Below are 22,604 nucleotides of genomic sequence, written 5' to 3'. Positions count from 1 at the left end.
CCGTCAGGGGCCCCAGGCTCCGCGCGCGGGACCGATGCCGCCGCCCGGTCCCTGGTCGAGCGGCTGGCCGGTCCCGCGGGGTTGGCCCCGGTGCGCGGGCCGGCGCTGACCGTCGAGCTGGACGACGCCCCGCGGGAGGGCCGGGGTGGCCCGTACGCCCCCGGCGTGCCCGCCCCGAGGCCCGACGATCTCATCGTGCATCAGCAGGATGTCCAAGCGGTCGTGAACGCGCTGTGGGCCGGCGGCGCCGAGGCGATGAGCATCATGGATCGCCGGGTGACGGCACTGATGGCGGTCCGCTGCGTCGGGAACACTCTTCTGCTGCACGGCGAGGTCTTCTCCCCGCCGTTCCGGATCACGGCGATCGGGGAGGTCGCTGCGCTCCAGCCTGCGGGCCAATCCACAGGTCACGATCTACCGGCAGTACGCCGACGCCTACCGGCTGGGATACCGCGTCGAGGAGGCCGCCGACAGCCGGTTATCCGGCTACGACGGGCCGATGATCGACCTGTCCGGCACCGCCAGGCGCGGCTAGGAGAACGCCGCCGTCCGCAGGGTCTCGACCTCGGCGGACAGCCCCGGTGCGAGCCTGCGCGCCGCGCCGCCGTCGCCGCACTGGTCCAGCCAACGGGCGAGGATCAGGTGGCCGCCCTGGGTGAGGACGGACTCCGGGTGGAACTGCACGCCCTCGAGCGGGAGCCGCCGATGGCGCAGCGACATCACCACGCCACTTTCGGTCCGGCCGGTCACCTCGATTTCCTCGGGGAGGGTGTCCTCCTCGACGGCCAGCGAGTGGTAACGAGTCGCGATGAACGGCGACGGCAGGTCCGTGAGAACGCCGGTCCGGTCATGGTGGACGACCGAGGTCTTGCCGTGCAGCAACTCCGGGGCGCGGTCGACGGTAGCGCCGAACGCGACCGCGATCGCCTGATGGCCCAGGCACACCCCGAGCAGCGGCACACCGCCCGACGCGCAGGCTCGCACCATGGGAATGCTCACGCCGGCCGCCTCGGGCATACCCGGTCCCGGGGAGAGCAGGACCCCGTCGACGCCGAGCGTGGCGAGGTCGGCCGGCGTCATCTCGTCGTTGCGGCGCACGATGCATTCGGTCTCGAGCTGGCCCAGGTACTGGACAAGGTTGAAGACGAACGAGTCGTAGTTGTCGATCACCAGGATGCGCATCAGATCGTGACCTCCCGCAGCATCAGGCACCCTGCCGTGGGCGGCCGCAGTCCCATACTGCCTGAGCAGCCACGACCGCCTCCGTCGGCGCGACGACCTCAGGTGCCGCCACCGCCGTTGCGGCCGCCCAGCAGCCCCCCCAGGCCGCCCGGCCTCGTCGTGGCCGGTGTCCCAGGGATGGGATTACCCGTCGGGCTCGGCGAGGTGCTGGTCGGCTCCGCGGTCGGGGTGGGCCCGGTCGGCGTCTCGGTCGGGGTCGGCGGCGCGGTGGTCTGGATCTGCTGGGCGACGGACAGCGTGATGGTCGAGCCCCGAGGGACGTTGCCGCCGGACGGGCTCTGGTCCACGACCGTCCCCGGCGCCACGTTGTTGTTCGCGACGTTCTGCCGGGCCGCGTTCAGCCCGTAGCGGCCGAGTTCGGCGACGGCATTGTCGTACGTGCGGTTGCGCACGTCGGGAACGTTGACGTTCGGGCTGACCACGTTGAGCGTGACCGTGCTGCCGGGCTTGACGGCCGTACCCGGCTGCGGATCGGTGCTGTTCACCGTGCCGACCTTCTGGCCGGTCGGGTTGGCGTAGGCCATCGAGTTCGGGACCAGCCCCAGCGCCCGTAGCGCCGCCTCGGCCTCGGCCTGGGTCTTCCCGATCAGGTCGGTGGGGATCTGGACGTCGTCGGCGGCCTTGCCGATCGACAGGGTGATCATCCCCTTGGCGGCGACCTCCTTGCCCTCGGCCGGGTCGACCGCCGTGACCCGGCCGGCCATGTCCGGTGAGTCGACCAGCTTCGTGACCACATCCCCCCCGAAGCCGGCGCTCTGCAGCCGGGCGCGGGCCTGCTCCTCGTTCTGCCCGACGAGGCCGGTCGGGACGAGGATCTTCTTCGTGGAGGCGGTGTTGTGACCGGAGCTGAGGAAGGTCGTGGCGAGCAGGACGACGGCGACGAAGACGATGACGATTCCGAGACCCGCGAGGATGTACTTCCACGCCTGGGAACGCTCCTGATCGGGAACGGCCCGCCGGTCGATGGCCCCGGTCACGTCGTAGCGGTCGAACGGACCGGTGCCGAAGCGGCCGTCGTCGTAGGGCACGTCGCGGTAGGTGGTCTGGTCGTCGTTGCGGTAGCGGTCCCGGGTGGGGTAACCCGCTCGGTCACCGCGGCTGAGGACCGCCGTGCCGGCAGCGGTCGGGCCGAGGGTGGTGGCGGCCCCGCCCGCGCCACCACCTCCCATCATGGCGTGCACGCGTCGTCCGGCCAGCGCCCGTTCCAGATCGTCGCGCATCTCACCCGCGGTGCCGTAGCGGTCGTCGGCGTCCTTCTCCATCGCCTTGAGGACGATCGCGTCGGCCTCGGGGGAGATGCCGCGATCGTGAGCGGACGGCGGCGGCGGGTCCTCCCGCACGTGCTGGTAGGCCACGGCCACCGGGTTGTCCCCGCGGAACGGCGGCGATCCGGTGAGCAGTTCGTAGAGCAGCACCCCGGTGGTGTAGACGTCGCTGCGGGCGTCGACGCGGGCTCCTCGGGCCTGCTCCGGGGACAGATACTGGGCGGTGCCGATCACCGCGGCCGTCGCGGTCATGGTCGAGGAGGTCGCGGTGGTGGCGCGGGCGATGCCGAAGTCCATGACCTTGACCGAGCCGTCCGGGCTGAGCATCACGTTCGCCGGCTTGATGTCGCGGTGGATGATCCCCATCCGGTGGCTGTAGTCCAAGGCGGCGCAGACGTCGGAGGTGATCTCCATGGCGCGGCGTTCGGTGAACCGGCCCTCAGTCTGCAGCGCGTCGCGTAGGGTCCGTCCCTCGATGAACTCCATCACGATGTAGGGGATCTGCGCCCCGTTGATGATGTCCTCGCCCGTGTCATACACCGAGACGATCGCGGGGTGGTTCAGCGCGGCCGAGGACTGTGCCTCGCGGCGGAACCGGGCGAGAAAGGTGGGATCACGGGCGAGGTCCGGGCGCAGCGTCTTGATGGCGACCTCACGGCCGAGCCTGATGTCACGGCCGCGGAAGACCTCCGCCATGCCGCCATAGCCGATGCCCTCGCCCAGCTCGTAACGCCCGCCGATGATCTGTGGCCCAGCCCCCGGAGCATACATCTCCGTCACGTCGGTCACGAATACTCCCCTGCCGTCGCCCCTCCCGCGCCGGAAATCGCCGACCCGGCGTTACCGCTGACGATTTCATCACCGATTGCGGTTGCGTACACCATCCCCGGTGGTGTGGTCGCGGAGTTCGATTCGGAATTGCTCTTGGAGAACAACCTGTTAGTCGCGAATGCGACGATCACCACGGTGAGGATCAGCAGAATGATCAGAAGCGGCAGTGGCAGGGCGGGACGGGAGGCTGTCTCCGGCCGGTGCCGTCGAGTAGCTCGCCCCTCCCAGCCCGGCCGTAGATCATCCTGGCCGTCCGGGCCGGACAGGCCCGGGGGGCCGCCGGGGGTACGGGCCCACGGCGGCGGACCCGGGTGGTAGGCGGTGCCGGGATCGCGGGGGCCGCCACGGTCCGGCGTCCCGTAGGCCGAGCCACCGTACGCCCCCTCGGGGCCGCCGTACGCCCCCTCGGGGTCGCCGTACGCGGTGTCGGGGCCGCCGTAGGGCGGGCTGTGCAGGGCCGTTGCAGGTACGTCGGGTCCGCCGAGCATGGCTCCCGGGCCATCGGGAACCGCCTGGGCTTTGTCCGACGGAGCGCCGGTGCGCCCCGGTCCACTGGTGCGAGCGGACGGTGGCGGTGCGGCCACCCAGGACGGTGGTCGGGTGCGCGAGGTGGATCGGGGCGGGCGAGCGGCGGCACCAGCGGGCGGGAGGACGGCGCCCGGCCCCGGATGGCGGGCGGTCGCATCCGGTGTGCTGGGCCAGCGCGCCGGCTCCGGGCTCCACAGGCTGCGCCGGATCCCGGCCGCCGAACGTGCGAATGCCCCCGCCGAACTGGGCCTGCGCGCGGGGTCCTTGGCCATCGCCGAGTCCACCAGAGCCCGCACCTGGTAGGGGGTGTCGGTTGGCAGCGGGGGCGGGGTGTCCTGCTGGTGGGCCATCACGACCACGATGGGGTTGCGGTCGTCGAAGGGGCGGCGACCGGCGAGGCACTCGTACGCGACGACGCCGAGCGAGTAGACATCGCTCGCCGGTGTCACCGGACGCCCGGATGCCTGCTCGGGGGACACGTAGTAGGCCGTCCCCATCATGATGCCGGTGGCGGTGAGCGGCGCGGCGTCGACCGCGCGGGCGATCCCGAAGTCGGTGACCTTCACCGCGCCGTCCGGGCGCAGCAGCAGGTTGCCGGGCTTGACATCGCGATGGACCACGCCGAGGGCATGCGCGGCCTGCAACGCGTCGGCCGCCTGCCCGAGGATGTCCAGCGTGCGCTCCGGGGACAACCGCTTCTCCCGGTGCAGCGCGGCGGAGAGGGGCTCCCCCTCCACCAGCTCCATCACCAGGTAGGCGGTCGGGTAGTCGTCGGAGGTCGAAACCTCGCCGTAGTCATAGACCGAGGCGACGCCCGGGTGTGACAGCCGGGCGGCATGGCGGGCCTCGCCGCGGAACCGCACCAGGAACGACTCATCGCTGGCGTACTCCGGGCGCAGCAGTTTCACCGCGACGGGGCGGCCGAGGGTCTGGTCCAGGCCACGCCAGACCTCACCCATGCCGCCGGCGGCGATCCGCCCGTTCAGGCGGTATCGGTTGTCGAGGACGGTGTTCGGCGCCGCGGCGCCGGCGAAGGGCTGCGACGGGGAGATGGGATTGCCCGGGGAGTTGTTCATGGCTTGTCCAATGCGGCCTGTATGACCTTTTTCGCGACGGGGGCGGCGACGGCACCACCGGTACCCAGCTCGCCGCCGCCGTCCTCGACGATGACGGCAACCGCGATCTTCGGGGTGTCCGTCGGCGCGAACCCCACGAACCAGGCGTGCGGCAGACTGGTGCCGTGCTCGGCGGTCCCCGTCTTCCCGGCGACGGTAACGCCGCCGATCTGCGCCCGCCGACCGCTCCCCGACGTCACCACGCTTTCCATCATGGTCGTGAGCTGGGCGGCCACCTCGCTGCTCACCGGTTCACCGAGTTTCTCCGGCTCGGTTTTACTGATCCTCTTGAGGTCCGGGCTGCGCAGTTCGGACACGAGATAGGGCTTCATCTCCATGCCGTCGTTGGCGATCGCCGCGACCACCTCCGCCATCTGTAGGGGCGTGACCCGGACGTCGTACTGGCCGATCGCTGACTGCGCGGTCTGCGCGGCGTCGAGCTTGGCGGGGAAGACGCTACGGGCCTGTTGCAAGGGGAAGTCGGGGAAGGTCGCGTTCAGGCCGAAGGCCTCGGCCTGCCGGCGCAGGGTGTCGGCACCGAGATCGATGCCGAGCTGTGCGAACGCGGTGTTACAGGAGATGGTGAGCGCGTGAATGAGGGTGTCGGTCTCGCCGTCGCCGCAGCGTTCGCCGCCGAAGTTTGGCAGCCGCACGGTGCTCAGCGGGAGCGGTAGCTCGTCGGGTGCGGCGACGCGGGTGTCCGGCGTCCTGCCTTGTGACAGTGCGGCGGCGGCGGTGATGAGCTTGAAGGTTGAACCGGGCGGATAGGTCTGCTGGGTCGCCCGGTTCAGCAATGGTTGATCCGGATTGCCCGACAGCAGCCCATAGGCGTTGGCCGCGGCCTTCTCGTCATGGGCAGCCAGCGCGTTCGCGTCGTAGGACGGGTTGGTGACCATCGCCAGGATCGCGCCGGTCGACGGCTCGATGGCGACCACCGCGCCCTTGCGGTTGTCGAGCGCCTCCGCCGCAGCCTTCTGGACGGCGGGGTTGATCGTAGTGACCACGGAACCGCCGCGCCGCTCCGCGCCGGTGAACAGGCCGGTCACCCGGCTCGCGAGCAGCCGGTCGTCGTCTCCGGACAGGAAGACGTCCTCGGACCGCTCCAGGCCGGCCGCCGTGAACAGCGTGTAGTAGCCGGTGACGTTGGAGTAGAGCTGCCCGGCCGGATACTGCCGCTGATACTTGTACTGGTCGTTCGACGGCACCGAACGTGCGATCTCCAGGTCACCGGCGACGATCGCGCCCCGCTGTCGTTCCAGGCGTTTGGTGATCTGACGCCCGTTCGTCGGCTGGGACTTGAGGCTGCCCGCCTCGCCCACCTGGAGCCAGTTCGCATTCACCAGGAGCGCGGCGAAGAGGATCATGCAGGCGACGGCGACCTTGCGCACCGTGCGGTTCATGTCGTCTTCACCACCTGGGTGGGACTCTCGGCAACCGCGCCCGGGTCGAACAGGGGGGCATCCGGCACCGGTTCGGGTGCGCGGCGGGCGGCGTCGCTGACCCGCAGCAGCAACGCGATGATCGCGGCGTTGGCCACGATGGACGACCCGCCGTAGGAGACGAACGGCAGCGTGAGCCCGGTCAGCGGGATGAGCCGCATGACCCCGCCCACCTGCACGAACACCTGCAGCGCCAGGGTGAAGGACAGCCCGGCCGCCAGCAGTTTGCCGAACGGGTCCTTCGCGCCGAGGGCCGCGCGCATCCCGCGCAGCACGACCAGGGCGTACATCATCAGGATGGCCATGACGCCGGTGAGACCGAGCTCCTCACCGAGGCTCGCCATGATGAAGTCGGTGTTCGCGAACGGCACCTTCTGCGGGTGCCCCTCCCCGAGCCCCGTACCGGTGATGCCACCGGCGGCGAAGCCGTAGAGACCCTGCACGAGCTGGTACGACGTGCTCGACGGGTTGTCACCGTCGAAGGCGTGCAGCCAGCCGTCCACCCGGACCTGGACATGGCTGAACATACTGTGCGCGATCACGGCACCGAACAGGAACAGCACGAAGCCGACCACGACCCACGATGCCCGCTCGGTGGCGACGTAGAGGACGACCATGAACATTCCGAAGAACAGCAGGGACGAGCCGAGGTCCTTCTGCACGATCAGGATGCCCAGGCTCGCCAGCCACGCCACCAGCACCGGTCCGAGGTCGCGGGCGCGCGGGATCCCCATCCCGAGAAAGGACCGGGAGGCCACCGAGAGGACCTCGCGTTTGTTGACCAGATAGCCGGCGAAGAAGATCAAAAGAATGATCTTCGAGACTTCGCTCGGCTGGAAAGAGAACGGCCCGATCCGCAGCCAGAGGCGCGCGCCGTTGATGGTCGCGCCGATGCCCGGCGCGATCGGCAGCACCAGACCGACCAGACCGACCAGGCCGGCCGTGTAGGCGTACCGGGCGAGCGAGAGGTGATCGCGTACCAGCGCCAGCACCAGGATGAAGACGATGACCGCCAGCAGGGTCCAGACGAGCTGCGTCTGCGCGGCACCGGGCGGGATGTGGGTTCCCGCCCGCTCGGCGGCATCCGCCTTGGCGAGGTCGAGCCGATAGATCATGACCAGGCCCAAGCCGTTGAGCGCGACGACGACCGGGAGCAGCACCGGGTCGGCGGCCGGCGCGAACCTGCGTACCGCCAGGTGGGCCAGTGCCCACAGGCAGAAGAAGCCGAGACCGATGGAGAAGATCCCGAGCGAGATCTGGCCGATGTCGGCGAAGGTCAACGCGGCGAGCGCGCTGGTTGCGAGCGCACCAGCAAAGATCATCAGGATGAGCTCCCGGCGCCGGTACGGCGGGAGGTTGGTGCCGGTGGGCAGCGGGAAGCCGGCGAAGGTCGCGGTGAGATCCGCCGACCTCGGCCTGCGTAGCGGAGGTAGGGGGATCGGCGGGCGAGTCATCGCTGGCCTGAGATCACGGTGAGGGGGTGGGGACGGGTGTGGTCGGGAATCCCGGGACCGTGACGCCGGCATCGGTCGCCGGCTGGCACAGGGGAGTGGACAGGAGGGAGGAGTCCGAGGTGCCCGACGGCACCTTGGAACGGTCGGTCGGACTCGGGCTCGGTGACGGGAATACGGCGGGTACAGCCGGGGTACGCAGGCGCGAGATGATCTTCTCCGCATCGTCACGGCTGCCGGCGCGGATGCCTCGTCGGAGCTCCGCCTGATCGGGCTCCGCAACCTCCGACAGTGGCTGACGACGGGAGAGCACCACCGAGGACAGCGGAATGCCCTTCACGCCCTGGAAGAGGGCGACGTGTTCATCGTCGACGCCGACATAATATTGCCCGCGCACGTAGGTCCACCCGGCCGCAGCACCGGCCACGATGAGCAAGAACACCACGGTGGAGACGAACAGGACCCGCCGGCCGGAGCGCCGTCCTCCGGATCCTTCCGGGTCCGAGTCGTCGCCATCGCCGTCGTCGTCGCCGCGATCGCTGGCCTGTGCCTGGCGGTCCCGCCGGTGGAAGCCCGGCCGACCGATACGGGCCGCCTTCGCCGCCGCGGACTCGTGGTCGGGGTACTGGGGATTCGGCCCGCTGCGGGCCGGCGACGCCCCGGGGACCGCCCGCTTCTCGGCCGCCGCGCCGGCCACGAGAGGATAAGGCTCCGCCTCGCCGTGGTCCTCCTCGATGTCGGCGACCACGACGGTGATGTTGTCCGGGCCACCGCCCTTGAGGGCCAGGTCGATCAGCTGGTCAACCGCCTCCTGTGGGGTGGGCAGCAGCAGCGTCTCGAGGATCGTCTCCTCGCTTACCACCCCCGACAGACCGTCGGTGCACAGCAAGTAGCGGTCTCCCGCGATCGCCTGGCGCACGGAGAGGTCGGGCTCGACCTCCCGACCGTCGAGCGCCCGCATCAGCAGCGAGCGCTGCGGGTGGGTGTTCGCCTGCTCGGGGGTGATCCGACCCTGGTCCACGAGATCCTGCACCAGGGTGTGATCGTGGGTGACCTGGCTGAGGACGCCGTCGCGCAGCAGGTAGGCCCGGGAATCGCCGACGTGCAGCACCCCGAGCATGTCACCGGAGGAGAGCACGGCGGTCACCGTGGTGCCCATGCCGTCCAGCGCGCTGTTCTCCAGCGACATCTCGCGCAGCTGCCGATTGGCGTCCCGGACGGCCTCGTTCAGCTCCGTCACGAGATCGTCGCTGTCGATCGCGTCGTCGAGACCCGCCAGGCGGGAGATCACCGTCGAGCTGGCGACTTCCCCCGCAGCATGACCACCCATGCCGTCGGCCACCGCCAGCAGGCGGAGCCCGGCATAGGCCGAATCTTCGTTTCCTTCCCGCACGTGCCCGACATCCGAGCGGACGGCGAAGTGAAGCCTGAGGCTCACCGGTGGAGCTCCAGGACCGTCTTCCCGATCCTGACCGGCGCGCCGAGAGGTACCGGCATGGGACTGGTCACCTTCGTACGGTTGAGGAATGTGCCATTGGTCGAGCCCAGGTCCTCCACGAACCACTGCCCGTCGTGGGGCACGAGTCTCGCATGCCGCCCGGATGCGAAGTCATCCTCGAGGACCAGGGTCGAGTCCTGTGCCCGTCCGATGGTGACAGGTGCCGTTCCTAGCGGGATCGTTGTGCCGGTCAAGGGACCTTTGGTCACCACGAGTTTGCTAGGTGTCTGTGGCTTGCGTGGAGGTTGGGGCGGGGTGCGCGGCGGCGTCGGCCGGACCATGGGGGGCGGCTCGCGCCGCTGCTGACGCTTAGTGTGGCCGAACATATCCAGCCGGACGGCGCGCACGGCGACCAGAACGAATCCCCAGAGGAGGGCAAGGAATCCGATCTTGACAACCAGCAGTACGAGTTCGCTGGGCTCGGTGGGGTCCATCGGGCGCTACCAGCCTCGATCCGATCTGGGTCGGTCACGTCGACCATCCCCGCCGGGAGGCTCCGCGGCGGCGCGGCCGGGGAGGTCCGTGTCGGCGTCGTACACGTCGTCGAGGGATTCGAGCCCATCGGACGGCGAACCGGAGCCGGGCCGGCGGCCGGGATTGCTCGGCTCGCGGTAGGGGTCGGCGCGCCGTGCAGGGTCGGATCGCCGAGGAGCGTCGTCGCGTCCCCCACGCCCGTCACGGGGATCACGGTGATAGGGGTCACGACCGCCGCGGTCGCGCGGCTGGTCGTAGCCGTGATCCCGTTCCGGTGTCCGGTCTCGGTACGGGTCCATCCGGTTCTGGTATGGATCGTCCCGGTACCCCGGCACACCGCGCCGATCACGATCGGCGTGCGGGTCGACGCGGCCGGCGCGGGGCGACGAGCCGCGCCGGTACGGGTCGTCCGGGGCGGGCGTGGGACGGCGGTCCGGCGGGATGGTCTCCCGGCCCCCGGCCTGGGCCGGCGGAGGTGTCCCACGGGCGCCCGCGCGCGCCGGGCCATTCCCCCGTCCGTCCTCGCGACGGAAGATGATCGTCGCGGTACCGAGTTCGATCTTGTCCCCGTTGACCAGCTTGACCTGCGTCGCCGCGCGACCGTTGACCAGGCTGCCGTTGGTGGACCCGGCGTCGACGTAGAGGAACTGCCCGTCGGGAAGCCGGCGTATCTCGCCGTGGCGACGAGACACACCGGTGTCGTTCAGGCGGATGTCGCACTCGACGCTGCGGCCGATCACGGTCGTCGCGGCGTCTAAGGGATACTCCCGTTCCCCTCCGCCCGTGGGCCCTCCCGGGGCCTTCGTGGTGATGACGAGGTGCGGGGTGCCGGGAGCGCCCGGTCGGGGAGGGCGTGCGCGCCGTCCAGTCACCGCTCCCGGGTCCGCGGCGGCCACGCTGCTGCGGATCCGGAAGACGCCGACATCGAGATCGGTGGCCTCGGACATCCGCACGGACACCGGGCCGACGAAGGTGTAGCGCTGCTCGGCCGCATGCTCGCGGACCATCTCGGCGAGCTCGTCGCACAGTGCCCGGTCGTAGGGGGAGAGCCGGGCGAAGTCGCCGCCGGCGAGCTCGACGGCGAACTCGTTGGGCACCAGCACCCGGTTCGAACTGACCGCCCGCCGATCGTCGGTTTCCCGGGCCAACGCGCTGGCGATCTCGACGGGCTCGACTCCGCCCTTGAACACCTTCGCGAACGCACCCTCGACGAGGCCGCCCAGGCGCCGTTCGAAGCGTTGTAGCACGCCCATGCTCGACCTCCCTTCTCCCGGTCTGTGAGATCGTATGCCCCCGAGCGCGGACGTCCCACGGCTCGGCAGCTTGGCATGTTCGCGACGGGCCCGACCCCCCTCCGTGAAGGACATCTCCGGCGTGGTAGCGTGTCGTCTGGCCGAGAGATAGTCCCACTCGGGCGAGTGGCGGAATGGCAGACGCGCACGGTTCAGATCCGTGTGTCCTAGCGGACGTGGGGGTTCAACTCCCCCCTCGCCCACGCAAGTCCTTGGCGGCGCGTGCTGCGCCGTTGGGGCTTTTCGTCATGCTGGCCGGGGGCCGACTCCCCTCGTTGCGCCTTCGGCGCCGCCTTGGCTGGGTGGGTGGTTGGGGCCGTCGGCGTTGTTGCGGGGTGCCGGGGGCCGAGCCCCCCCGAACTCCCCACGAGTCCTTGGCGGCGCGTGCTGCGCCGTTGGGTGGGGCGCGGGCGTCCCCTCTCCGGCAGCGGAGAGGCTCAGCCGGCGGGGCTGCCCACCGACGGCGGGGAGGCGTCCTCGATGCGCACCGCGTAGTCCTCGATCACCGGATTGGCCAGCAGGGTTGAGGCCAAGTGCTCGACCCGGGCCAGGACCGCGCCGTCGAGGTCCGTGCCCTCCTCCAGCTCCAGCTCGAAACGCTTGCCCTGGCGGACCCCGACGATGCCACTCACGCCGAGGCGCGGCAGCGCAGCGAGCACCGCCTGCCCCTGCGGGTCGAGAATCTCCGGCTTGAGCATCACATCCACCACAACCCTGGTCACACCCGCGGACACTACCGGTCGAGCGGCGTATGAGCCGGATCTCGCCCGCCCGGGGCGTACAGATCGTACAGATCTGGTAGGCGATCTCGGATAATGCGGGCTTCCCGGGGAACACGGCCCTTAAGCTTGGCCGGTGTCGTTCTGGCGGGCGCCCGTCCCGGTCGTCGGGTTCGATCTCGATCTGACCCTGTTGGATGCCCGGCCCGGGATCCGGGCGACCTTCGCCGTCCTGTCCGCTGAGACCGGGGTGGCGGTGGACGCCGAGACGGTCGTCGCCCGGCTTGGCCCGCCGCTGGAGACGGAGCTCGCCCACTGGTTCCCGCCGGCCGATGTCACGGCCGTGGCGGCCCGCTACCGCGAGCTCTATACGGTCCACGCGGTGCCGGCGTCGCTGTCGATGCCGGCCGCGGTAGCCGCGGTGGAGGCGGTGCGGCGGCTCGCCGGCCGGGTGGTGGTCGTCACCGCGAAGAGCACGGCACTGGCCCGGGCGAGTCTGGACCGGATCGGCATCACCGCCGACGTGGTGGAGGGAGCCCGGTTCGCGCAGGCGAAGGGCGAGGCACTGCGCGCCCACCGCGTGGACATCTTCGTCGGTGACCACGTCGGCGACATGGTCGGCGCCCGCGACGGCGACGCTCTCGCCGTCGGGGTCGCCACCGGGCCCTGCTCGGCCGCTGATCTGCTCTCCGCCGGCGCCGACGTCGTCCTCCCCCGGCTGGCTGACTTCCCGCCCTGGCTGGTCGACGAGGCCCGGCGCCGACGACAGCAGGGCTGACGCCGCGACGCGGTCGACGCGGTCGGCCCGGCCGGGGCCCGCACCCCCGGCCGTGAGATCAAGGAACTATCGGGAACGGGTGACGGGGTCTGTCCGCGGACCGGTGCCGTCCCCGGGGGCCCCGTGGTCGGGCGGATGTGGGTTGTTCACGTAGAGATCGGGATCGCTCTCCTCGGGAATCCGGGATCGGGCGGCGGCGAGAACCCCCACCAGCGCCACGGCGAACCCGATGGTCAGTCCGCCGCTGGCGACGGCGTTCAGCCAGATCGGCAGATTCTCGGCGCCCAGGAAGAAGGGGATCACCGCCGCCACCGTGGCGACCAGACCGGTTCCGAAGAGCACGGCCCCGACCCGGACCAGCCGATCCGCCCAGGTCACCGGCGGCGGGGTCCCGACCGGAGCCGTGGCCTCGTTTACCGCACCGTCGGCCACGGGTCCGGCCTGCCCGGACGAGGGTTTCGCCGACACGTGCGACAGCCTACGAGGACGTGTGCCGAACGCGGGCCAGGCCACCATCACGGGAGAGGGGCTCACTCGACAGCCGATCGCTACCGAAGACGCACGCGACGTGCGGCCGACGGATAGCCTGGGAATCACTCATCTTCCGTTGCGTTGTCCTGCCGTTACACAGAACGAGGTCGCCCGTGCCCACCGGCAAAGTCAAGTGGTTCGACGTCGACAAGGGCTTCGGCTTTCTCAGCCGGGACGACGGCGGCGACGTCTTCGTGCACAAGGCCGCCCTGCCCGCCGGGGTCGACCGGCTGAAACCCGGCGACCGGGTCGAGTTCGGCGTCGCCGCCGGGCGGCGTGGCGACCAGGCACTGTCGGTCCGGCTGCTGACCGCCCCGCCGTCGGTCGCCAAGGCGGCTGCCCAGGCCGCGCGGCGCAGTCCGGACGAGCTGCACAGCATGGTCGAAGACATGATCAAGGTGCTGGACGACGTGCAGCGGGACCTTCGTCGCGGCCGGTATCCCGACCGGCGGACCGCCCAGCGGGTCGCCAAGGTCGTGCACGCCGTCGCCAACGAGTTGGAGGTCTAGGCCGGCGGCAGGAAACTGACCCGTCGGCCGCACCCGGTGCACACCGCGACCTGGGCGCCAGGTTCCTCGTCGGACGCCGCCAGGTGGGTCCATCGAATCCGCTGTTCCCATCACATCAGCGACACCGACCGAGCCAGCCACATCAATCAGGATCCGGGCATGAGCCGAGATCGAGCCCTTCATCAGATTGGCCACACTGGTACGCACCGGTTCACGATGCCTCCTCGGTTGCGGCCTCATCCGCCGCGGCCTGCGTGCCGTGGCGGCAACACATTGTCGGGGAGCCGACCGGTCCCGTCGGCGGGGAGCCCGCGTGCGACTGGAAGCGTTGGCAGTGCGGCAGACTGCAAACGTAGACCAGACCGAACCATGAGCAGCCCCGCAGCCGGCCGCGGTGGCATCGCCGAGGGCCGTCCCACCTCCGCTGATCGGCGGAGGGCACGGATCGGCGGTCGGAACGGGGCGTCGGATCGGGATTTGAGAGGCATTCGTGTGACAAGCAGTGGACAGCGATCGTGATCACAGCCGTGCGGTGCTGACCGTGGCCGACAACGCCGCACGCATGGGTTCCGGCCGCTCCGAACCAGGTGATCCGCTCAATCCACACGAGCCCCGGTCGGTCGGCCCCTATGTTTTGCTCAGCCGGCTGGGGGTCGGCGGCATGGGCACGGTCTACCTGGCGAGGAACCGGGCCGGACGGCGGGTTGCCATCAAGGTCATCAGACCGGATCTGGCCGCCGACGAGGAGTTCCGCCGCCGGTTCCGGGCCGAGGTCGAAGCGGCACGCAAGGTCGCTCCCTTCTGCACCGCCGAAGTCCTGGACGCGGATCCGAATGCGCCCGCGCCGTACCTCGTCACCGAGTTCATCGACGGGGTCCGGCTGGACATGCAGGTCGACAAGGGCCCGCTGACCTCGTCGACCCTGACCGGACTGGCCGTGGGGGTCGCGACGGCGCTTACCGCGATCCACAGCGCAGGCCTCGTCCCTCGGGATCTCAAGCCCAGTAACGTGATGCTCTCACTGTCCGGGCCACGTGTGATCGATTTCGGGATCGCGCAGGCCCTCGAGGGCGCGAAGGCGAAGCCCACGGCATGGGGCTTCGGCTCCGCCGGGTGGATGGCGCCCGAACAGGTGCACGGCCAGCCCATCGGTCCGGAGGCGGACGTCTTCGCCTGGGGCATCCTCATCGCCTACGCCGGTACCGGCCGCCACCCGTTCGGCGACGGTACGGACATCGACCTCGGCACGCGCATCGTCGGGTCCGCCCCGGACCTGCGTGGTCTGCCGCAGCCGCTGGTCGGCCTGGTCAGCGCGGCTCTGGCCAAGCATCCCGACGACCGGCCGAGCGCCCGGGACCTGCTGCTGCGGCTCATCGCGCAGCCACCCTCCCGCGGTACCGGTGCCATCGGCGAGGCGATGGGTCAGGCCGAGGAGCTCCTGAGCCGAACCGGCGAGGTGCCCCGCGCCGCGCCGACCCGGATCGGCGCGGCGACCTCGGCTCCCGCGCGTCAGGTCCCCTGGAACGCGGGCGCTCCCGCCGCCCGGGCGGGCCAGGGACCGGGACAACCACGCCAGGCACCACCGGGGCAGCCCGACGCGCACAGCCCGATGGGACGCCCCGGCCCGCGGCCCGCCCAGGTAGGCGCCCGCCCACCCGCGCAGCTGGGCGGGCGGATGGGCGGGCAGGTCCCCGGCGCACCGCCGGGGCCGTGGTCCGGCCAGGCTCCCGATCAGCACGGGCCGGTACCGGGTGAGCCCGGCGCACCGTACCCGCCCTTCGCCCAGCCGCCGGCGGCCCGCGGGCTCGATCGCAGGCGACTCGTCTGGATCGCCGCCATCGTCCTGAGCGCGCTGATCGCCATCGCGGTCGTGGTCAGCCTGCCCGGAAAGACCGGAAAGAGCGGCCAGAATGGTTCCGCGGAACAGCTGGCGGCCACAACCGCCCCGTCGCGCTCCACCGGTCCGAGCACGGCATCGGGTTCGGCCAGCGGCCTGAACCGCCCCGTCACGGATGGCCAGCTTGAGTTCATCGTGGATTCCTTCCGGTGCGGGCAGACCAAACTCGGTGACGGACTGCTCGCTCGGCACACGGACGGCCAGTTCTGCCTGGCCCACGTGACCGTGCGCAACCTCGGCGACTCCACCCGCACGCTGGTGACCTCATCCCAGTTTCTGTGGGACGGCGGCGGCGGCCGGCACAGCGCCGATTTCCTCGCCCGCCTCCAACTGAGTAACGAGGATCTGTGGGATTCGATCAACCCGGGTGACCTCAGGGCGGGCACCATGGTCTTCGACATCCCGCGGGAGGCCACGGCCCAGGAGTTGGAGTTGCACGACAATCCGGTGAGCGGAGGAGTCCGCGTTCCCGTCCCCTGACGGTGGCCGACCAGCCCGGCGGGCCGATTTCCAGTTAATGTCACCCTCGATCCGAACGGACCCGAAGCGGGGCGGGCACCCCCCACGGGTTCCGAACCGTCGAGGTGGGGAGTCCGGTGCGAAGAAGCGGTGTCGGTCCAGATCGTCGCGGACCCGGTCGACCCGGCGGAGCCGCGGCCCTCGCCGTCCTCGCCCTCATCGCCGGCCTGACCGGTTGCAGTGACCTTTCCGACCAGACCGGAACGTCCAACCAGGTTGGTGCCCCGACCGCCAGCGGCTCGGCGCTGAAGCTGCTCGCCACCCTTCCGATCAAAGAGGAGGACAACTCTCCCAGGTACCGCCGGGACGAGTTCGGGCCCGCCTGGTCGGACATCGACGACAACGGGTGTGACACCCGTAACGACATTCTGCGGCGAGATCTGCGCAGCACCACCATCCGCAGATCGGACGGCTGCACGGTGCTGACCGGTGAGCTCCGGGATCCGTACACCACCAGAATCATCCGTTTCGACCGTGGACGGGAACTCCGCCAGCGTGCAGATCGACCACGTCGTCCCCCTGGCGGATGCGTGGCGGACCGGCGCGCTCAACTGGACCGCCCGGGAACGGCTCCAGTTCGCCAACGATCCGGAGAACCTGCTGGCCGTCGACGGTCCCACGAATCAGCGCAAGAGCGATCATGACGCCGCCGAATGGTTGCCGTCGAGCCCGGGGGAGCAGTGCCCCTACATCGCGCGCCAAGTGGGATTGAAGGCCCGTTACCGCCTGTGGGTCGTCCAGGCGGAGGCGGACGCGATGCGCGCCGTTCTCCAGAAGTGCCCGAACCAGCCGGCACTGGGGCTGACCCCGAGCGGCTGACCGGAAGCCCGCGGCGCCGGGTCATCCGAGAAATGCGGAGTAGCCGGCGGAGTCGGCCCGGACCCGGCGGAGCCGGCCGGCGGTCCTCAGAGGACGGTGGGCGCGGCGCCGCTCTCGCTCACCATCGGGCGGCTGTGCGCCTGCCAGGAGAGCATCCCGTCGGTCAGGTTGCGGACCTGCCAGCCACCCTGCCTGAGGTAGTTGGTGACGGCGGCGGACCTGCCGCCCGAGCGGCACACCACGACGACCTCGCGTTCCCGGGGAACCTCGTCGAGCCGGGCGGCCAGTTCACTCATCGGGATGTGCAGCGCGCCGGCGATGTGACCGGCGGACCACTCGTCGGGCTCCCGCACGTCCACCATCAGCGGGGCACCGTCCGCGGAAAGCTCGACCGGTAGCTCCGCGACGCCGACAGCCGGTATCTGATCGGTACTCACGTCTCCATCCTGCCATCAGGACCCTCCGAGGGGGCTCGCGATTCACCGCAGCGGCCGCGGAAGCGCGGGGACGAGGTCGGCGTCGGCGGCGCGGGAGAGCAGGGCCTCGACGGCGGCGAACCCCTCGTCGCCGAGGTTGAGGCTGAACTCGTTGACGTACAGCTTGATGTGGGCGTCGACGACGTCGGGCGCCATCTCCTGGGCATGGGCGAGGACGTAGTCGGCGCTGGCGGCGGGATCGGCGAAGGCCGCGGCGACGCTCGCCCGCACCGCGGCGGACAGCGCCGGGCCGTCCAGCCCCCGGCGGGCGAGGATCGCGCCGAGCGGAATGGGCAGCGAGGTCTGGCCCTCCCACCAGTCGCCGAGGTCGACGAGCGCCGTCAGCCCATAGGACGGGTAGGTGAAGCGGGACTCGTGGATGACGAGCCCCGCGTCGTACGCGCCGTCGCGGACGGCGGGCATGATCTTCTCGAAGGGAAGCACGTCGGCGCTCGTCACGCCCTCGTCGGCCGCCCACAGCCGGAACAGCAGGTAGGCCGTGGTGCGGGTGCCGGGGATGGCGACCCGGGCACCGCGCAGGCCCGACCGCCCGGCGGTGAGGACGAGCGGGCCGCAGCCGCGGCCCAGGGCCCCGCCCGCCGTCAGCAGTTGGTACCCGGTGAGCAGCCACGGCAGGGCGGCGTAGGACACCTTGACGAGGTCGTCCCGCCCGTCGGCGGCCCGGGCGTTGAGGACGTCGATGTCGGCAAAGGCCACCGACACCTCGGGTGCTCCCGGGACGAGTCCGTGCGCGAGGGCATGGAAGGCGAATGTGTCGTTGGGGCAGGGCGAGATGGCGAGCGAGAGCGGACCTGGAAGGTTCGAGGTGGTCGCCCGGCCAGCATCCATCTCAGTGCTCTCCCGTCCCGTGGTGGCCGTTGTTCCCGTGGTGGCCGCGGGCACCCGGGTGCTCGGCCGGGATCGTGGTGGAGGCGTCGCTCGTGGTGGCCGCCGGTGCGGCCATCACCAGACCGTCCGGGTGGGCGACGAGTGCCGCGGCGGCCGTGCGGAGGCTGGCCAGCGCGACCGGCAGGTTCCAGTCGGACCGGTCCCGGCGCCCGACCGTGTTGCTGATGGTACGGATCTCCACCACCGGGACGCCGAAGGCCCGGGCGGCCACCCCGACGGCGTACCCCTCCATCGACTCCGCCACCGGGTCCAGCCGCTCGGTCAGCGCCGTGGCCCGACGTTCGGTGCCCGTCACCGTCGACACGCTGATCACGCTACCCGTGACGATCCGCCGCCCGGTGGCGTCGAGCACCGTGCCCAGGCGGTGGATGAGGTCCGGATCCGGGACCACCGTGGACGAACCGAGCCCGAGATCCTCCAGGCTCAGGAACGACCCCGCGGGGTTCGGCAAGTGGGCGGGGCCGCCGCGGGGTGCCGGCGCGCCGTTGCTGTGGAACCCGAGATTGCGGTCCATCTCGCTGATGCGGCCGATCAGCGGAGCGGGCGGTTCCTCGTCAAGGCCGGACTCCGCGCCGAGGTCGGCGGCGACGATGCGATCGGCGAGGACGATGTCCCCGATCTCCGCCCAGCCGCGGAACCCACCGCCGATCCCCATCGCCACCACCAGGCTGAACGGCTGCCCCGCCGCGCTCGCCACCGACATTGCCACCGCGGTGCCCGCCGCCGCGGCCGGGCCGCCGGTGCCTGCCGCGAGCACCGTCACCGGTCCGCGTCGCCGGCCCACGTAGGGGCCCAGGGTGGAGGTGGTGAGAAGCTGGCGGTCCCATTCGGGGGACACCAGGCTGCCCGGTCCGATGGGGGTTCTGGTCCGGCCGCGCGACCAGCTGCCCATCAGGCCGGCACACACCGCGTCCGCTTCGGCGGTCACTGCGGTCACGATCAGGGTGCGGCTCACGATCAGGTCCGGATCATAATCTGGGGACGTCCTCGTCTGTCGTCGCATACTGTCGGTCGATCCGCCCGAACACCACCGCACCGGACAGCTGGGTAACAGTACGGGGTTTTCGATGGGGTGCAAATCGGACTTGTTGCCGGATCTTAGCATCGCGGACGACGCTGCGTGGTCCCAGTGGGGAGGTATGGCACGCTGCGCGCACGGTGTATCCCCGTTCGGGGGCTGGTGTGCGTGGGTCGTTGGTTCCGGTCCGGCGGCGGAGCGGCCGGCGGTGGGTCAGGGCTTGAAGGTGACCAGGAACGGCCAGCTTCCCGACGCCTGGTCGCTGGAGCTGCCTGCCTCGGGAAGCGCGAACACCACGAGCAGGGCAGGCGTGTTCTTGGCGGGAACGTACCGGTAGTGCGTCTCGTTGATCTTGTCGGTCACCCGCTCCCTGCCCAGGACGAGGAAGTAGCCGCGGTCGGCGACCGACGTCGGCACGTCGATGTTGATGGCGTTTCCGGGCCTGACCGTGATGTGCGGCGGTGATACCGATTTCTGGATCACCGTCCCGTCCCACTCGTACTGCGCGGCGTTCGTCTGCACGAAGTGTCCCCCGGACTCCATGGTCACCAGGGGAGTCGGCCGCTCGCAGCCGCTCAGGCCGAGGCCGACGACGACCGCGGCGGCGGAAGCCACGGCGAGCCGCCGGAACGGGAAACGGCGGAGGAGGTGAGGCGTGCGCACGGTCGGAGGGTATCGCCGCCCGTGCGGTGGCGTCGCTCGTCGCCAGGGCCTTCAGCCCCTGGCCGGTGGGCACGGTGGCCCGGGTCACGTTGCTGGCGTGCCGGGTCAGTTCTGGCGCCGCCATCGGAGGCCGCGGGTCGTTCGTCGGCGGTCAGGCCGGGTCGGACCGGTCGGATCCTGGAGCGTCGCCGGAATGGGGAGTGGGGCCTGCCGCCACGGGTCGGCCGGTGGCAGCGGCGTCGACGCGGTCGCGTGGGCCGGCGGGGGCCTGGGTGCCGGCGGGGGCATCGGCGACTGCGGGGGAACCCCTGGGTGACCGAGCGGTTTCGTCGTGTCCGGATCGTTGTGGGCGGGTGGGTGGTTCCGGGCGTCCGCGCGGAACTGGGCGCGGGCGGCCAGCCGGGACCGGCGCAGCGCGCCGGCCTCCACGAACAACGTGATCCCCATCGCCGCCGCGGCCACCGCGAAGCCGACCATCCCGGGCATCTCGATCAGTCCGAGGCCCCCGCCGGCGACCCAGGCCAGCTGCAGACCGGTCTCAGAGCGGGCGAACGCGGAGTTGCGGGTGGTCTCCGGGATGTCCCGCTGGATGATCGAGTCCAGCGCCAGCTTCCCCATCGACCCCGCCATGGACGCCAGCAGCGCGGCGACCAGCGAGGTGAACTTGGTGTAGGTGATCGCCGCACCGAGGCATCCCCCTGCCGCCAACACCAGCGCGAGCATGAGGATGCCCTCGGGGCGGCGCCGGCCGAGCCGGCCGCCGATGAGGACTCCCAGGCCGCTGCCGGCGCCCGCGCAGACCGCGAGCCCGCCCAGCCACAGGTTGTTCCCGCCGTTGGTGCGCAGGAGGAACACCAGATAGAACGTCAGGAAGCCGACCAGACTGCGTAGCACCAGGGCGGCGCGCAGCGCCACCGGCAGCGTGCCGAGGAACGCCCGGATCCACGTCCCGACACCGCGCCGGGCCACGCTTGAGGGAAGCGGCCCGCGCAGTGGCTGCTCACCGGCGGCGGAGTCGACGTGCCCGGGCAGGTTGAATGCCAGTAGGACCCCGGCCATGTAGACGAGGGCACAGATCCGCAACACCCAGGGATAGCCGACGAAAGGGATGTTGGCGATGCCCAACCCGACGGGTGCCACGACCGCCCCGGCGACGATGTTGACCAGCGAGATCCGTGAGTTGATCGTGACGAGCGTGAGTTCCGCCGGGGCCACCCGGGGAATGACGGCGCTGCGCGCGACGCCGAACCCGCGGGAGAGCACGAGCAGGCCGAGCGCGAGGGGGTAGACGGCCAGCCCGTCGAGCGCCCCCGCGAGCTGCCACGCCAGCAGCCCGCGGCCCAGGCAGATGGCGGCGAGCGCCGTCCGCCGGCCGTAGGCCACCCGGTCCAGCAGCGGACCGATGACCGGCGCCAGCAGGGCGAACGGCACCATGGTGACCAGTAGGTAGAGGGCGACCTTCGACCGGGCCTCGCCGGACGGGACGGCGAAGAACAGCGAACCCGCCAACGCGACGGTCACCAGCGCGTCCCCGGCGGCGTTGACGAACGACAGCTCCGTCAGCGACGACAGCCCCGACCGGTCGGCGTCATTGCCGCGCACACTCGCCCGCAGCCGGCGCAGGCTGTTCACCACTGTGCTGCCCAGGTTCACCCTGCCCAGTGTCCTCGTCTTGGACCGGCGCTGTCCTGGACCGGCGCCACTACGACCACGTCGGGCGGTGGGAGGGTTCGTGGGTGAGAATACTTCCCGTGGATGCTCCCGATGTTCGTAGGACGGTCCGGTCCGGGCGGGAACCCGTGGCCGATCCGACCTGTGCGGCCGCCGTTGACCTGGCCCGGCAGGCGGCCGTCGAGGAGGCGGGGTCCGCGGCGGAGGTCGGTGAGCATCTCGGCGTCGAGAGCGAGGGGGACCGCCTCGCCCTGCACCGGTTCGCCTGCCTGTCGCGGGCCTACCCCGGCTGGGTCTGGACGGTGATCGTTACCCGAGCCGCGCGGGTGCGCAAGGCGACGGTCGACGACGTCGTGTTGATGCCCGGGGACGGGGCCATGCTGGCGCCCCCGTGGGTCCCCTGGTCGGAGCGGCTGCGGCCGGGCGACGTCGGCGTCGGGGACCTGCTGCCGACCGCCATCGACGATCCTCGGCTCGCGCTGCGCACAGAAGACACCGAGGAGTTCGCCGACAGCGACGTCTTCATCGAGCTCGGTCTGGGGCGGGCCCGGGTGCTGTCCGTGACCGGGCGGGAGGAAGCGGTCGAACGCTGGTACGCGGGTCCCGCCGGCCCGGGCGCATCCATCGCCAAGGTGGCGCCCGCATCCTGCCTGACCTGCGGATTCCACGTGCGGCTCGCGGGTGCGCTCGGCCGGATGTTCGGCGTCTGCGCCAACGAGCTCGCACCGGACGACGGCCGGGTCACGTCGATCGACCACGGTTGTGGGGCGCACTCGGAGGCACTGGTGGCTCCTTCGGCGCATCCTGAACCCGTCCTGTTCGACGAGGACCCCTCCGACCTGGAGCCGATCGACGTCGAGCTGGTGGGCGTGGCCGCCCATCCGCCGGGTTCGGTGGACGACAACGGGGCGGGCGAGACCGCGGACGGCCCGGGACCGGAGCCCTACGGCCACTCCTGAC

Annotated in this window: 19 protein-coding genes, 1 tRNA gene and 2 pseudogenes; 7 read left to right on the top strand and 15 right to left on the bottom strand. The window is 71.1% G+C overall.

Translation table 11 applies throughout. From position 1 onward, the window contains the following. Positions 1-90 precede the first annotated feature (90 nt). Positions 91-339: pseudogene (locus AC08OT_RS00985) on the top strand (DUF881 domain-containing protein); the annotation flags it as partial. A gap of 192 nt (positions 340-531) precedes the next feature. Here the strand turns inward: AC08OT_RS00985 and AC08OT_RS00980 are convergent. The 8 genes from AC08OT_RS00980 to AC08OT_RS00945 form a co-directional block, all read right to left on the bottom strand. After that, on the bottom strand, positions 532-1,182 hold the full coding sequence (locus tag AC08OT_RS00980) for an aminodeoxychorismate/anthranilate synthase component II (protein WP_476592738.1): 651 nt from the start codon (positions 1,180-1,182) through the stop codon (positions 532-534). 98 nt (positions 1,183-1,280) lie between these two features. Next, positions 1,281-3,296, bottom strand: a complete 2,016-nt coding sequence (gene pknB / locus AC08OT_RS00975; RefSeq protein WP_476592739.1) for a Stk1 family PASTA domain-containing Ser/Thr kinase — start codon at positions 3,294-3,296, stop codon at positions 1,281-1,283. Continuing rightward, positions 3,293-4,942, bottom strand: a complete 1,650-nt coding sequence (locus tag AC08OT_RS00970) for a serine/threonine-protein kinase (protein WP_476592740.1) — start codon at positions 4,940-4,942, stop codon at positions 3,293-3,295. Before AC08OT_RS00970 ends, pknB begins: the two co-directional genes overlap by 4 nt. Continuing rightward, a complete protein-coding gene (locus AC08OT_RS00965; protein WP_476592741.1) occupies positions 4,939-6,381 on the bottom strand; it encodes a peptidoglycan D,D-transpeptidase FtsI family protein in 1,443 nt (480 codons plus the stop codon). Before AC08OT_RS00965 ends, AC08OT_RS00970 begins: the two co-directional genes overlap by 4 nt. Continuing rightward, the gene (locus AC08OT_RS00960; protein ID WP_462188225.1) at positions 6,378-7,874 is read right to left on the bottom strand and encodes an FtsW/RodA/SpoVE family cell cycle protein; all 1,497 of its coding nucleotides are present in this window, start codon (positions 7,872-7,874) and stop codon (positions 6,378-6,380) included. The genes AC08OT_RS00965 and AC08OT_RS00960 overlap by 4 nt, the downstream gene beginning before the upstream one ends. Before the next feature lie 13 nt (positions 7,875-7,887). Further along, positions 7,888-9,309: a PP2C family protein-serine/threonine phosphatase gene (locus AC08OT_RS00955; RefSeq protein ID WP_476597173.1), complete on the bottom strand. Its 1,422-nt coding sequence runs from the start codon at positions 9,307-9,309 to the stop codon at positions 7,888-7,890. After that, the gene (locus AC08OT_RS00950; RefSeq protein WP_476594155.1) at positions 9,306-9,803 is read right to left on the bottom strand and encodes an FHA domain-containing protein FhaB/FipA; all 498 of its coding nucleotides are present in this window, start codon (positions 9,801-9,803) and stop codon (positions 9,306-9,308) included. The genes AC08OT_RS00955 and AC08OT_RS00950 overlap by 4 nt, the downstream gene beginning before the upstream one ends. Before the next feature lie 6 nt (positions 9,804-9,809). Continuing rightward, positions 9,810-11,096 (bottom strand): FhaA domain-containing protein, encoded by a 1,287-nt coding sequence (locus AC08OT_RS00945; RefSeq protein WP_476594156.1) that lies wholly within the window; start codon positions 11,094-11,096, stop codon positions 9,810-9,812. 159 nt (positions 11,097-11,255) lie between these two features. On the opposite strand from AC08OT_RS00945, the gene AC08OT_RS00940 reads away from it, so the two are divergent. Beyond that, positions 11,256-11,338 (top strand) — tRNA-Leu (locus AC08OT_RS00940). A gap of 234 nt (positions 11,339-11,572) precedes the next feature. Here the strand turns inward: AC08OT_RS00940 and purS are convergent. After that, entirely contained in the window at positions 11,573-11,857 is a 285-nt protein-coding gene (gene purS / locus AC08OT_RS00935) for a phosphoribosylformylglycinamidine synthase subunit PurS (protein WP_476594157.1), read from the bottom strand. Between the two features lie 133 nt (positions 11,858-11,990). On the opposite strand from purS, the gene AC08OT_RS00930 reads away from it, so the two are divergent. Beyond that, positions 11,991-12,632 carry an HAD family hydrolase gene (locus AC08OT_RS00930; RefSeq protein ID WP_476594158.1) on the top strand — a complete coding sequence of 214 codons (642 nt, stop codon included), beginning with the start codon at positions 11,991-11,993 and terminating at the stop codon, positions 12,630-12,632. Positions 12,633-12,698: 66 nt separating this feature from the next. Here AC08OT_RS00930 and AC08OT_RS00925 read toward each other — a convergent pair whose 3' ends face one another. Continuing rightward, positions 12,699-13,100: a hypothetical protein gene (locus tag AC08OT_RS00925; RefSeq protein WP_476594159.1), complete on the bottom strand. Its 402-nt coding sequence runs from the start codon at positions 13,098-13,100 to the stop codon at positions 12,699-12,701. Positions 13,101-13,276: 176 nt separating this feature from the next. Between AC08OT_RS00925 and AC08OT_RS00920 the strand changes: the two genes are divergently transcribed. The 3 genes and pseudogenes from AC08OT_RS00920 (at position 13,277) to AC08OT_RS00910 (ending at position 16,907) form a co-directional block, all read left to right on the top strand. Next, a complete protein-coding gene (locus tag AC08OT_RS00920; RefSeq protein WP_011438780.1) occupies positions 13,277-13,672 on the top strand; it encodes a cold-shock protein in 396 nt (131 codons plus the stop codon). A gap of 502 nt (positions 13,673-14,174) precedes the next feature. Then, positions 14,175-16,049, top strand: coding sequence for a protein kinase domain-containing protein (locus AC08OT_RS00915; protein WP_476595226.1), 1,875 nt, complete (start codon positions 14,175-14,177; stop codon positions 16,047-16,049). A gap of 116 nt (positions 16,050-16,165) precedes the next feature. After that, positions 16,166-16,907: pseudogene (locus tag AC08OT_RS00910) on the top strand (HNH endonuclease family protein). A gap of 86 nt (positions 16,908-16,993) precedes the next feature. Here AC08OT_RS00910 and AC08OT_RS00905 read toward each other — a convergent pair. The 5 genes from AC08OT_RS00905 to AC08OT_RS00885 all read right to left on the bottom strand — a co-directional run bounded on the left by AC08OT_RS00905 (position 16,994) and on the right by AC08OT_RS00885 (position 21,626). After that, positions 16,994-17,344 carry a rhodanese-like domain-containing protein gene (locus AC08OT_RS00905; protein ID WP_476594531.1) on the bottom strand — a complete coding sequence of 117 codons (351 nt, stop codon included), beginning with the start codon at positions 17,342-17,344 and terminating at the stop codon, positions 16,994-16,996. Positions 17,345-17,386: 42 nt separating this feature from the next. Continuing rightward, the gene (locus tag AC08OT_RS00900) at positions 17,387-18,232 is read right to left on the bottom strand and encodes a 1,4-dihydroxy-6-naphthoate synthase (protein ID WP_476594530.1); all 846 of its coding nucleotides are present in this window, start codon (positions 18,230-18,232) and stop codon (positions 17,387-17,389) included. 1 nt (position 18,233) lies between these two features. Further along, positions 18,234-19,247 (bottom strand): futalosine hydrolase, encoded by a 1,014-nt coding sequence (gene mqnB / locus AC08OT_RS00895; RefSeq protein WP_476594529.1) that lies wholly within the window; start codon positions 19,245-19,247, stop codon positions 18,234-18,236. A gap of 276 nt (positions 19,248-19,523) precedes the next feature. Next, positions 19,524-19,973 carry a hypothetical protein gene (locus AC08OT_RS00890; RefSeq protein ID WP_476602465.1) on the bottom strand — a complete coding sequence of 150 codons (450 nt, stop codon included), beginning with the start codon at positions 19,971-19,973 and terminating at the stop codon, positions 19,524-19,526. A 105-nt stretch (positions 19,974-20,078) separates the two neighbouring features. Further along, a complete protein-coding gene (locus AC08OT_RS00885; RefSeq protein ID WP_476602464.1) occupies positions 20,079-21,626 on the bottom strand; it encodes an MFS transporter in 1,548 nt (515 codons plus the stop codon). Positions 21,627-21,724: 98 nt separating this feature from the next. On the opposite strand from AC08OT_RS00885, the gene AC08OT_RS00880 reads away from it, so the two are divergent. Further along, entirely contained in the window at positions 21,725-22,603 is an 879-nt protein-coding gene (locus AC08OT_RS00880; protein ID WP_476602463.1) for a DUF3027 domain-containing protein, read from the top strand. The last annotated feature ends 1 nt before the right edge of the window (position 22,604 follow it).

It is taken from the genome of Frankia sp. CgJB1, from assembly GCF_977947065.1.
The sequence above is the reverse complement of the archived record's forward strand: the minus strand, read 5'-3'. Positions and strand labels throughout refer to the sequence as shown.

Bases quoted from the DNA above. Each gene is read 5' to 3' on its own strand.
- AC08OT_RS00965 (WP_476592741.1), bottom strand. From the start codon at position 6,381: ATGAACCGCACGGTGCGCAAGGTCGCCGTCGCCTGCATGATCCTCTTC.
- AC08OT_RS00970 (WP_476592740.1), bottom strand. From the start codon at position 4,942: ATGAACAACTCCCCGGGCAATCCCATCTCCCCGTCGCAGCCCTTCGCC.
- AC08OT_RS00950 (WP_476594155.1), bottom strand. From the start codon at position 9,803: ATGGACCCCACCGAGCCCAGCGAACTCGTACTGCTGGTTGTCAAGATC.
- AC08OT_RS00900 (WP_476594530.1), bottom strand. From the start codon at position 18,232: ATGGATGCTGGCCGGGCGACCACCTCGAACCTTCCAGGTCCGCTCTCG.
- AC08OT_RS00980 (WP_476592738.1), bottom strand. From the start codon at position 1,182: ATGCGCATCCTGGTGATCGACAACTACGACTCGTTCGTCTTCAACCTT.
- AC08OT_RS00960 (WP_462188225.1), bottom strand. From the start codon at position 7,874: ATGACTCGCCCGCCGATCCCCCTACCTCCGCTACGCAGGCCGAGGTCG.
- AC08OT_RS00945 (WP_476594156.1), bottom strand. From the start codon at position 11,096: ATGGGCGTGCTACAACGCTTCGAACGGCGCCTGGGCGGCCTCGTCGAG.